The sequence below is a fragment of the Methanobrevibacter wolinii SH genome (genome assembly GCF_000621965.1).
In the GTDB taxonomy this organism is placed as follows: domain Archaea; phylum Methanobacteriota; class Methanobacteria; order Methanobacteriales; family Methanobacteriaceae; genus Methanarmilla; species Methanarmilla wolinii.
This window is the reverse complement of sequence record NZ_KK211375.1, coordinates 105643-118218: the sequence shown is the minus strand read 5'-3', so window position 1 is coordinate 118218 and position 12576 is coordinate 105643. Positions and strand designations below refer to the sequence as shown.

Annotated in this window: 10 protein-coding genes and 1 tRNA gene; 7 read left to right on the top strand and 4 right to left on the bottom strand. The window is 24.7% G+C overall.

Annotated elements, in window-relative coordinates:
* Positions 1–297: 297 nt before the first annotated feature.
* Together serB and T523_RS04240 are read right to left on the bottom strand one after the other, a co-directional pair.
* Entirely contained in the window at positions 298–1773 is a 1476-nt protein-coding gene (gene serB / locus T523_RS04245) for a phosphoserine phosphatase SerB (RefSeq protein ID WP_042707681.1), read from the bottom strand.
* 13 nt (positions 1774–1786) lie between these two features.
* A complete protein-coding gene (locus tag T523_RS04240; protein ID WP_042707680.1) occupies positions 1787–2332 on the bottom strand; it encodes a TATA-box-binding protein in 546 nt (181 codons plus the stop codon).
* Positions 2333–2546: 214 nt separating this feature from the next.
* Here T523_RS04240 and cyaB point away from each other — a divergent pair, with 214 nt between their 5' ends.
* The 5 genes from cyaB to fen all read left to right on the top strand — a co-directional run bounded on the left by cyaB (position 2547) and on the right by fen (position 8304).
* The gene (cyaB, locus tag T523_RS04235) at positions 2547–3098 is read left to right on the top strand and encodes a class IV adenylate cyclase (RefSeq protein ID WP_042707679.1); all 552 of its coding nucleotides are present in this window, start codon (positions 2547–2549) and stop codon (positions 3096–3098) included.
* A 341-nt stretch (positions 3099–3439) separates the two neighbouring features.
* A complete protein-coding gene (locus T523_RS04230; protein WP_042707678.1) occupies positions 3440–4609 on the top strand; it encodes a homocitrate synthase family protein in 1170 nt (389 codons plus the stop codon).
* Positions 4610–4995: 386 nt separating this feature from the next.
* Positions 4996–6246, top strand: a complete 1251-nt coding sequence (hacA, locus tag T523_RS04225) for a homoaconitase large subunit (RefSeq protein ID WP_042707677.1) — start codon at positions 4996–4998, stop codon at positions 6244–6246.
* Positions 6247–6307: 61 nt separating this feature from the next.
* Positions 6308–6877, top strand: coding sequence for a chorismate--pyruvate lyase family protein (locus T523_RS04220; protein WP_042707676.1), 570 nt, complete (start codon positions 6308–6310; stop codon positions 6875–6877).
* Positions 6878–7317: 440 nt separating this feature from the next.
* On the top strand, positions 7318–8304 hold the full coding sequence (gene fen / locus T523_RS04215) for a flap endonuclease-1 (RefSeq protein WP_042707675.1): 987 nt from the start codon (positions 7318–7320) through the stop codon (positions 8302–8304).
* A 77-nt stretch (positions 8305–8381) separates the two neighbouring features.
* Here fen and T523_RS04210 read toward each other — a convergent pair whose 3' ends face one another.
* Positions 8382–9038, bottom strand: coding sequence for a DUF2119 domain-containing protein (locus T523_RS04210; protein ID WP_042707674.1), 657 nt, complete (start codon positions 9036–9038; stop codon positions 8382–8384).
* Between the two features lie 93 nt (positions 9039–9131).
* Entirely contained in the window at positions 9132–10388 is a 1257-nt protein-coding gene (gene ahcY / locus T523_RS04205) for an adenosylhomocysteinase (RefSeq protein WP_042707673.1), read from the bottom strand.
* A 316-nt stretch (positions 10389–10704) separates the two neighbouring features.
* Here ahcY and T523_RS04200 point away from each other — a divergent pair.
* Together T523_RS04200 and T523_RS04195 are read left to right on the top strand one after the other, a co-directional pair.
* A tRNA-Met gene (locus T523_RS04200) sits at positions 10705–10815 on the top strand.
* Between the two features lie 573 nt (positions 10816–11388).
* Positions 11389–12561, top strand: coding sequence for an aldo/keto reductase (locus T523_RS04195; RefSeq protein WP_042707672.1), 1173 nt, complete (start codon positions 11389–11391; stop codon positions 12559–12561).
* The last annotated feature ends 15 nt before the right edge of the window (positions 12562–12576 follow it).

The following is a 12576-nucleotide window of genomic DNA, read 5'->3' as shown; positions in this document are numbered from 1 at the left end:
TTTAAATACACTTATTTTAAGTTGAAACTAAGTTTTATTTTAAATTTAAAAGATTTAAAAACTTAAATTTTATAAATTTTTTAAATTAAAATTAATATTTAAAAAAATTAACTATCAAAATTCTAAATTAAATAAAAAAAACACTTAATAATTTAAAAAAAATATCTTAAACACAACTAAATTAAATAAAAAGTCAATTATAGAATAAGAAAAGATAAAAATAATAAATCAATCAAAATAAGTAAATTAAAAAAATATTATACTAAAAATAAATTAAAAAAAAGATAAAAGCTGAAATTAGCTTATATCATATTTTTGTAAGAGTAAAAGTTCTTCAGTAGATAACTTTTTACCATGTTTAAATTTATCAAATATGTTTTCAGCTTTCTCTTTTTCTTCAGAATTCCTTTTTGGAGCCATTTGTTTTTTATTGGAGTTTTTCCTTTTTGGTCTAGAAGTACCGAGTCTTTTATTAATTACATGAATTTGGCTTAATACTTTTTTAAACTCTTCATGTTTAGCTGATGCAGATTTTCTTGCATTGATGAAAGATTGATGTGCTTCATCAGCAGCAGCTCTGATTTCATCAGTTTTTTTGAAGTAGTGTAACATTTGTTCATGTGCTTCTTGAGCTTTTTCAGAAAGTTCAATAACATTTTTATGGTGTTCTTCTGATTGTTTTTTAAGTTCTTTAGCTTGTTCTTTTACTTTATCATCTTCATGAATATCCATTAATTGTTTACGGAGATCATTAGCATTTTTAACAAGCTGATTTTCTTTTTTAATATCGAGAACTCTGGTTTCGATAATTTTATCGATTTTTTTAATTTCATTTTCGATTTTAACTTTATCTTTTTTACCAGATGACCATTCTAAATTTCTAAGCTCTTTATTAGCATTATTACGTAATTTTTTCTCATCCTCAACTTCTTTGTTGATTTTATTACGTTCATCCCTGTACTCAATAGCTTTATTTAAGTTGACTTTTAATTCAGCATTTAATTCATCACGAATTTTACGTTGTTCTTTAGCAACTCTGTTGAAATGTTCCCTTTCTTCAACTATTGCAGAAATTTCTTCTTCTTTATCTATTTTTTGTTGTTTAACACCTTCAAGAGTGTCAGCAAGAACAAATTCTTCTTCAGAATTATCTTTAATTATAGGTAATACTGCAGATAAATCTTTACCTTCAACAACAACATCAGCAATTTCTTTAACAGCTGGTTTTGCATTAAATGCAATACCTAATCCTGCTGCTTTTAAAATAGAAATATCATTAGCTCCATCACCAATAGCAACACAATCTTTTAATTCAATATTTTTATCTTCAAGATAATCATTTAAAACATCTAATTTAGAATTGCTTACTAAATCACCAGTAACTTCACCAGTTAATTTTCCATCTTCTTCAGTTAATGAATTTACAAAGATGTCATCAACACCTAATTTATCTTTTAATGGGTCTGCAATAATATCAAAGCTACCACTAATAATAATAACTTTGTAACCATTATCTTTTAAATCTTTAATGGTTTCTTCAGCACCTTCCATTAAAGGAATTTGATCCCTTAACTCTTTAATTTCATCTACAGAAACTCCTTCAAGAAGTTTAGCTCTTTCTTTTATAGATGTTTCAAAATCTACTTCGCCTTGCATTGCTTTTTCAGTAATTTCAGCAATTTGATCTTTTACATTTGCAATTTTCCCAATTTCATCTATTGCTTCTCCATCCATAATAACATTATCTAAGTCAAATACTACAAGTTCAATCAAACATATCACCAAATTAAATTAAGTCTAACTCTTTGAGTCTGTCATAAGCTCTTTCTACTCCAAGCTTAGCATCACTACGAGTTTTAGCACCGGTACAAACTACTTTACCAGAACCGAATAATAATAAAACTACTTTAGGATCAGTGAGTCTATATACTAAACCAGGGAATTGTTCTGGTTCGTATTCTGTGTTTTCTAATTCTAAAGCAACAGCTTCTAAATTTAATGTGGATTCTAAATTTGCAGAAGCTACTATATTTTGAATTTTAATTTCAAACTCATGAGGGATTTCTGTATCAATTTCTCTCATAAGATCCACAGTTTTCCTAATAGCTAACTTTGAGTCATCAATTGATTTAGCACCAGTACAAACAAGCTTACCTGAGCTAAAAATCAAAGCTGCAGTTTTAGGGTCTTTAAGTTTAAAAACTAGACCAGGGAATTGTTCTCGGTTAAAATCTACGCCAGGTAAATTTTTAGCTACATCAGTAAGTACAATATCTTTACCAATACTAGCAGAAGACACAATGTTTTCTATTTTTATATCAACATCGGTCATTTTAAACCTCCAAATAATAATTTATTAAAATGAGTAAGTAAACATTTTAAATTTAATAAGAATAATTAATTAAAATATTAAAATTTTTACTATAATTAATTTTATATTTAAATAGTATATAAATGTATTTAAAAATAAGATTTATTTTATAAATAATATATAAATAAAAATAAAGTTTATAAAAAATAAAATTTTATATTAAGGGAGATAAAAAATGATTGAAGTTGAAGCTAAAGCTAAAATAGATGATTTTAATGAAACTAGAGATAAAATAAAAAATCTAGGTGCTAAATTAACTAAAATTGAACATCAAGAGGATTTGTACTTTAATAGTCCAACTGTTGATTTTGCAAAAACTGATGAAGCATTAAGAATAAGAGAAACATCTACAGACACAGAACATAATCTTTTTATAACATATAAAGGACCTAAAATAGATAAAAAAAGTAAGACTAGAGAAGAAATAGAAATGGAAATTGAAGATAAAGACAAATGTAGAAGAATATTTAAACATTTAGGTTTTATTGAAGCAAGAGAAGTTATTAAAGATAGAGAAATTTTCAAATATAAAAATTATGAATTAAGCCTAGATCATGTAAAAGGATTAGGTCCATATATGGAAATAGAAATATTAGTTAAAGATGGAACAGATTACAATGATGCTCAAAATGGATTATTTGACTTATTTAATAAATTAGGAATAAATGATGGATTTGAAAGAACATCTTACCTTGAACTATTAGAAAATAAAAATACAAAAGATTAAATTAATTATAATTAAATTTTAAAAAAATAAAAATTTAATATAAAATATTTTTTAAAAGATTTAATAAAATATTAAAATATTTAAATTGATAAATGTAAGAATTATATATTATAAAAAAATTAAGTATATAATATTATAAAATTAATATAATACTCAGACAAAATACTTATAATTATGCTTTAAAAAATAATAAAAATTTAAAAAATACTGTTTTTAGAGACTTTTAAAGTTAAAATATGTTTTTGGCTGACTATAAAATTTTTAAAAAAATAAATTTTATAATATATCTAAAAAATTAATATAATCAATAATTACTTATAAATTCAAGAAGGAGTGATATTTTGCAATACTATGTAAGTCCTTATAATAAAGAAGTTAAATACAATTTTCCAGAGAATATTGTAATTTATGATACAACCTTAAGGGATGGAGAACAAACCCCTGGTGTATGTTTTAATAAAGAGGAAAAACTAGCTATTGCCCATAAATTAGATGAACTTAGAATTCCACAAATAGAAGCAGGATTTCCAAGAGTATCAGAAAGAGAAAAGGACACAGTAAAATCCATATGTAATGAAGGATTAGATGCACAAATCATATGTTTAGCAAGAACTAAAAAAGAAGATATTGATGCTGCATTAGATGCAGATGTTGATGGAATTATTACATTTATGGGTGCATCAGATTTACACTTAGAACACAAATTACATTTTACACGTGAACAAGCATTAAATACCTGTATGAAATCAATTGAATATGCTAAAGACCATGGATTATTTGTAGCATTTTCTGCAGAAGATGCAACAAGAGCTGATTTAGATTTCTTAAAAAGATTATATAAAAAAGCTGAAGGATATGGTGTTGACAGAGTTCATGTAGCAGATACAGTTGGTGCAGCTACACCACAAGGAATTGAATATTTAATTAAAGAACTTAAAAAGGATATAAATGTAGATATTGCAATGCATTGTCACAATGATTTTGGTTTAGCAGTAATAAATTCAATTGCAGGTCTTTTAGCTGGAGCAAGTGGAGTTTCAGTTACAGCAAATGGTATTGGTGAAAGAGCAGGAAATGCTTCACTTGAAGAATTAACTATGGCTCTTAAAATATTATATGGAAAAGATCTTGGATTTAAAACAAAACATATTAAAGAATTATCTGATCTTGTATCAAAAGCTACAGGTCTACCAGTACCATATAACAAACCAATAGTAGGTAAAAACATATTTAGACATGAATCAGGAATTCATGTAGATGCTGTTATAGAAGAACCATTAACTTATGAACCATATGTACCTGAACTTGTAGGACAAAAAAGACAAATCGTCTTAGGAAAACATTCTGGATGTAGAGCAGTAAAAGCAAAACTTGATTCATGTGGTGTTGAAGTAAGTAACGAAGAATTATGTGAAATTGTTAAAAAAGTTAAAGAAACTAGAGAAAAAGGAACATATATTAATGATAATATCTTTAAAGAAATTGTGAAAGATGTTAATCTTAAATATTAAACCTTTTCTTCTTTTTAAATTTTACTACCATATTAAAATTATTAGATTTAATCTCATTTTCAAATAAACAATGTCTAATAATTTAAATTTTTAAAATAAAAATATCTTAATAATAATTTAATTATTTTTATTAATAGCTTAAGATAAACTATTAAAATATATTTAAAAGTTAAATTTTTATATACTTTTTTTTAAAATTTAATTTAATATATAATTTATTTTCAAATTAAAAATATACTGATTTTAGAAAATTAAATTTTTAAATAAATTAATTACAAGTAAAACAAATGCTTTAATGTTTTTAATTGAAAACTTAAAAATATAAAATATTAAAAACTTTAAAATTTATAATAATATATAAAAATATTAATTTTCAGTGTGAAAGAATGAATATTACAGAAAAAATATTATCTGAAAAAGTAGGCCATGATGTAAATCCTGGTGAAATTATAGAATCAAATGTAGATCTTGTAATGTCTCATGATGGAACATCCCCTCCTGCTATAAAAACATTTGAAAAAGTAGCAGATAAAGTATGGAATCCTGAAAAAATAGCTATTGTATTTGATCATAATATACCAGCCAATACTATAGGATCTGCAGAATTTCAAAAAGTTACAAGAAACTTCATAAAAGAACAGAAAATTACACACCATTATATTAATGGAGAAGGTATTTGTCATCAAGTCCTCCCAGAAAAAGGTTTAGTAGAGCCTGGAAAACTTATTGTTGGAGCAGACTCACATACTTGTACATATGGTGCTTTCGGAGCATTTTCAACTGGAATGGGTGCAACAGATATTGCAATGGTTTATGCTACTGGAAAAACTTGGTTTATGGTTCCAGAAGCTATTAAAATAGAAGTTACAGATAATTTAAATAATTTAACTTCAAAAGACATTATTCTTAATATTATAGGCAAAATTGGTATTGCTGGTGCAACTTATAAAACTGCAGAATTCTGTGGTGAAACAATAGATAATTTAGATATTGCAAGTAGAATGACTATGACTAATATGGCAATTGAAATGGGTGCAAAAAATGGTATAATGGAACCTAATGATGAAACTATAAAATATGTTTGTAAAAGAACTGGAAAAACAAAAGACCAATTAAACATCAAAAAATCAGATAAAGATGCTGATTATGTCAAAGAATACCATTTTAATATTGATGGATTAGAAGAACAAATTTCATGCCCTAATGATGTAGATAATGTTAAAGGAATTAGTAAAGTACAAGGTACATCTATTGACCAAGCAGTGATTGGATCATGTACTAATGGAAGACTTAATGATTTAAAAGTAGCTGCAGAGATTCTTGAAGGACATAAAGTTCATGAAGATGTAAGACTTATAATTCTTCCTGCATCACGTGAAATCTATCTTAATGCAATAAATAAAGGTTATATTCAAACATTTATTGATGCTGGTGCAATTGTTTGTAATCCTGGATGTGGACCATGCCTTGGTGCACATATGGGTGTTTTATGTGAAGGAGAAACTGCAATTTCAACAACAAATAGGAATTTTAAAGGAAGAATGGGAGATCCAAAATCTTCAGTATATCTTTCAAACCCAAAAGTTGTTGCAGCTTCTGCAATAAAAGGATTTATTGAAAAACCAGAAAACATATAACCTTTTTCTTTTTTTATTTTGATTTAATATAACTAATAAAAACTATTTTTAATGTGAAACTATGGACAAAAAAGAGAACAATATTAATAAATGTTTAATTGATAAAATAAATTATCTTGAAAACAAATATAATAAAAAATTTTCAAATACACAGAAAATACTTTTAACAACTGATGGATCAATTACTGCAATTTTAGATGTATTATATAATAAAATTAGTTTAAAAACAATAGAACAACATTTTGAAAAAGCAGATAAAAATGTTGCAGAACATTTCAATATTAAAGAAGATGAAATAGTTAATAACAGAACCATCATTATGCATAAAGAAAATCAACCATTAATTTTTGCAAGAAGTTTTATTCCATTATCTAGGATAAGTAAAGAAATAAAAGATTCATTAATGGCTGAAGATATCCCAATTGGAAGAATATTAAAAAATTATAAACTTGAAACAAGACGTGAAATTGGAGAAATTAAAATATTAAAAGCAAATGAAGAGTTAAATAAAATTTATAAAACAAATAATGATTTCTTATCAAGAGATTATGATATTATTTATAATAAAAAGAAATTTATGTGGATTCAAGAAATGTTTCCAATAGACTATTTTACTAAAAAACAATTATAAAACATTACCAAATTATATTTAATTAAAAAACTTTAAGTAATCTTTAAAAGTATAAATCTAATTATTTTAGTTGATATTTTTTAAATTTATAAAGTAATGAATTTAATTTAAAAAAAATAAATTTAAGAATTTTCTAAATTAAAAAGACATAATATTAAATTAAAAAATTAGATAAAACTAAAATTTAATTTATGTTAAAAAAATGTAAAGTATTACTAAAAAATTAGATAAAACTAAAATTTAATTTATGTTAAAAAAATGTAAAGTATTACTAAAAAATTAGATAAAACTAAAATTTAATTTAATGTGAGATTGATAAAAAAATATTAAAAATAATTATTAAATTTAAGATTATAATACAATTAAATAATAAAAAATTTTAAAATTAAAAAATTAAAGATAATATATGAAATTAATTAAATATAATTGAAGGTGAAAGAATGGGAGTAAATTTTAAAGATATTGCTTCTCCAGAAAAAATTGAATTAAAAGATATAGAAGGAAGAACAATAGCAATAGATGCATATAATACTATTTATCAATTTTTATCAGGTATACGTCAAAAAGATGGAAGTCCTCTTAAAGATGAAAATGGTAATGTAACTTCCCATTTAAGTGGCCTTTTATATAGAACATCATCAATTGTAGAAAAAGGAATAAAACCAATATATGTTTTTGATGGTAAACCTTCTGAATATAAAGCAGAAACAATTAAAAAACGAAGAGAAGCTAAAGAAAAATCAGAAATGAAAATGAAAAAAGCAATTGCAGAAGGTAATGATGAACTAGCACGTAAATATGCTATTCGTACCTCAAGGATGTCACCATATATTGTAGAAAGTTCTAAAGAATTACTTGATTATATGGGAATTCCATGGGTACAAGCTTCAAGAGAAGGAGAAGCACAAGCATCATACATGGTTCAACAAAAGGATGCATGGGCAGTATCCTCACAAGATTATGATTGTTTACTTTTTGGAGCACCTAAAATTATTAGAAATCTCACATTAAGTGGAGGCTTATCTAAATTAGAATATATGGAGCTTAATAAAGTTTTAGATAATCTTAAATTTACAAGAGAACAACTAATAGACTTAGCTCTTTTAGTAGGTACTGATTTTAATAATGGAATCCATGGAATAGGTATAAAAAGAGGTATTAAATTATTAAATGAAAAAAGTCTTGAAAATATATTAGAAGATTTAGATTACAAACCAGAAACAGATATTGAAATTTTAAGAAACATTTTCCTAAATCCAAATGTAAATAAAAATTATAAAATTAAATTCAAAAATTATGATAATGAAAAAATCATTGAATTTTTATGTGAAGAACATGGATTTGGAAAAGATAGAGTAAATAATGTACTTAAAAATAAAATGAAAAATCTTAATGTAAGTCAAAAAAGTTTAGAAGATTGGTTCTAAGTTTAGATAATAAGAATCATAAAATTCCTAGACATATAATAAATATAATTTTTATTAAAATTTTAAATAAACTTTTTTTAAAAGGGAGGAAAATCATCTCCCCAAAGTATTTTAACAAATTTTTTTGCCATTTCAACTTGTCTAGGATAATATTTACTAATATTAATTGTAAAATCTTCACGATTAGTAGATTTTGTAATTAATCTTAATAAATCCATATATCTCCTAATTGATTTATCTATATCAAAATCATAATTTTTAACAGCAAAATCTATTTTTTTAGAATTATGAAGACAAGGAATTTCTAATGTTTTACATATAGTTTCACGTGTAAAATATTTAACACGAATAAGTGGAGAAACAGAACTTATTAAAATATAATCTCCACAAGGAATTAAAGGAGGAACTCCTTGAGTATCTAATCTATCATAACTTGTAAGTCTCATATAATGTTGGATATTATAACAATGAAGTTCTGTATAAAAATTAGGTTTATATTCATTTATTAAACTAATAATTTTTTGACCCATTTCAGATTCATAATACTTCTTATCTACAGTTGAAATATATGGACTAGAATCAAAATTATAAAAGTAAAATTGACCTTCAGATAAATCTTCCAAATTTAAACGTTTAATTAATTTAATAGCAGTTTTACCTTCATTTCCATGAACACCACCAATAAATAACTTAGTAGGTCCTTCACCATTATCAATATGTTTAAAATAGTCCATAATATCATTTAATATAATTATAAATAAAATAAAATAAAATAAAAACAGAAAAAATTAATAAAAAATAAAAAAATATTTTAAAAATGGAAATAATTATGTTCCAGCATGCCAATCAGACATATAATCTTTTTGAGTATCAGTAATTGAATCAATTTCAATTCCCATAGCTTTTAATTTTAATCTAGCTACAGTATCATCAATAGAATCTGGAGCTTTCATAACTCCTAATTTTAAATTATTTTCATTTTCAAGAATATATTTAGCAGATAAAGCTTGTACTGCAAAACTCATATCCATAATTTCAGCAGGGTGACCTTGACCCCTTGCAGCAGCAAGATTAACTAATCTACCATCTGCTAAGAGATAGATTTTTCTTCCATCTGGCATGGTAAACATTTCAATACTTTCTCTTACAGTTTTAACTGAAACAGATTGTTCTTCTAAGTCATTTCTATTAATTTCTACATTGAAATGTCCAGAATTACAAAGCATACATCCGTCTTTCATGTATTTAAAATCATCACCAGAAATAATATTAATATTACCAGTTACAGTGATAATAATATCAGATATTTTAACAGCTTCTCTAATAGTCATTACTCTGAAACCATCCATTCTAGCTTCAAGAGCCCTGATAGGATCAACTTCAGTAACAATAACATTAGCACCCATACCTCTTGCTCTATTAGCTACACCACGGCCACACCAACCATAACCACATACAGTAAAGTTTTTACCAGCAATTAACATGTTTGTTGTACCCATAATAGCATCTAAAGAAGATTGACCAGTACCATACCTATTATCAAATAAATATTTAGTATAAGCATCATTTACTGCAACTACTGGGAATTTTAAAGCATTATCTTTAGCCATAGCTTTTAATCTATGTACACCAGTAGTGGTTTCTTCACAAGCTCCTTTAATATTTGATAAAAGTTCTTGTCTTTTACCATGTAAATGCATAATCATATCTGCACCATCATCAATAATGATATCAGGTTTATGATCTAAAACATTATCAATAGCTTGATAATATTCTTCATCAGATTGACCTCTCCAACCATATATATTTAAACCAAGAGCAGCAGCACCTGCAGCAGCATCATCATGAGTGGATAAAGGATTACAACCAGTCATTGCAACTTCTGCACCTCCTGCTTGTAAAGTTAAACCTAAATTAACTGTTTTAGGTTCAAGGTGTAAACATGATCCAATAGTAATTCCTTCAAAAGGTTTTTCTTCTTCAAAAACTTTTTTAATATGTTCAAGAACAGGCATATGTTTCTGTACCCATTCAATTTTCATTATTCCATCATCTGCAAGAGACATATCTTTAACATTACTCATTATAATCACGAAATAATCATTTTTAAATATTTGAGCGATACACCTAAATAAGAATTTAAAATATCATTCAAATAATATTATTTAAAATAAAATAGATTTTAATAATTTATATAATATATTTATATTTTTAAATTTTTAAATATTACTAAAAAATCATGATTAAAAAAGATAATATTATAAAAAATATTAGAATAAATATTAAAAAAAGAAAAATAAAATTAAATTAAATAAAAAATTAAATTAAAACACAAAGTATAAATATTAAAAAATACAAATTTAAGAAAGTATAATATTTAATATACTTTATTAATATTATGCCGGGGTGGCTCAGCTGGTTAGAGCGCACGGCTCATAGGGTTTTTTAGCTATGCTCTGACTGAATTCCTGGGATACCGTGAGGCCGCGGGTTCGAATCCCGCCCCCGGCATAAAAAAATCCCAGGAAAATTTTTAAAACTTTTTTTATACTATTTTAAAATACTGAATTTTATTTTAATCTATTTTTCAAAGATAATTTTTATTTTAACTACTGAATAATCTATTTTTCAAAAAATAAAATTAAATAAATAAAAATTAATAATATTTAATGGCTTTGTTGAAATCCTCAAAATTTTTAGAATAAACTTTCTTAAAATTGATTTTCATACATTAAATACTGTTTAAATTTTTATAAAAAATAGGATTTCAACAGATTCTATTTAATTTAAAAAATACTAAAAAATAAACTAACTTAATTAATAAATAAAATTAAACTATTTATTAATTAAATTACTAAATTATCAATTAAATTCAAGAATTATTATAAAATATTTTAATTATTAATTTATATTTGAAAATTTAGTTTTAAAACACATTAACTTTAAATTTAGAGTAAATTATAAATTTAAATAATTTCAAGAAGGATTATTTTAAAAAATAATAATTAAAAAACTTATAAAAAAATTAAATAAAATATTAAATTAATATATAATTAATTTATAAAAAGATATTTTGGTGTTTAAATGGAATATAGAGAATTAGGAAATACTGGGGAAAATGTATCTATTTTAGGCTTTGGAGGAATGAGATTACCTACTAACAATGAAAATAAAGATATTAACAAAAAACAAGCAGAAGAATTATTATCTTATGGAATAGACAATGGTATAAACATAATAGATACTGCATATTCATTTCATGCAAATGAAATACATGGTGGTGCTGGAAATAGTGAACCATTTTTAGGAGAATTTTTAGAAACAGGTTACAGAGATAAAGTTTATCTTCAAACAAAAATGCCATCATGGTTAATAAAAAAAGAAGAAGATTTAGAATTTTATTTAGACCAACAACTTAAAAGACTTAAAACAGATCATATTGATAATTACTTACTTCATGGTGTCAATAATGAAAACTGGGAAAATTATAAAAATGTAAATATTTTAGAATTTTTAGATAATATTCTTAGTGATGGTAGAGTTAAACATGTAGGCTTTTCAACACATGGAACTGTTGAAACATTATTTATTTTAACTGCAGAATATGATAAATGGGAAATTGCACTTACTCAAATGAATTTTTTAGATGAAACTTATCAAACAGGTATAGAAGGTTTAAATATTTTATCACAAATGGGTATTGGAAATATGATTATGGAACCATTACGTGGTGGAAGATTAGTTCAAAATGTTCCTGAAAATATTATGAAAATATGGGATAGTGCAGAAGAAAAAAGGACCCCAATAGAATGGGCATTAGAATATCTTTGGAATATGGAAAATGTTAGTTGTGTATTTAGTGGTATGAATTCTTTAGAACACTTAAAAACCAATATTAAAATTGCATCTAAATCCAAACCAAACATGATTTCTAAAAATGATAAAAAAGTTATTAAAGATGTAGCTGAAGAATATAGACAGCATAAAGGTAATGATTGCACTTCATGTGGTTACTGTATGCCTTGCCCTAATAAAATTAATATACCTCATTGTTTTAGAGAATACAACATGGGGAATATATTAAATAGTCCTAAAGGTTCTGCAAGACAATATTTCACCTATTTTGAAGACGAAACATTAGCACATCATTGTACCCAATGTGGAGATTGTGTAAATATGTGTCCACAAGGAATAAATATTCCTGAGGAAATGAAAAAAGTAGAAGAATATTTTGGAGATAAATTCAATCATTTTTAAGAGTTTATATAATAA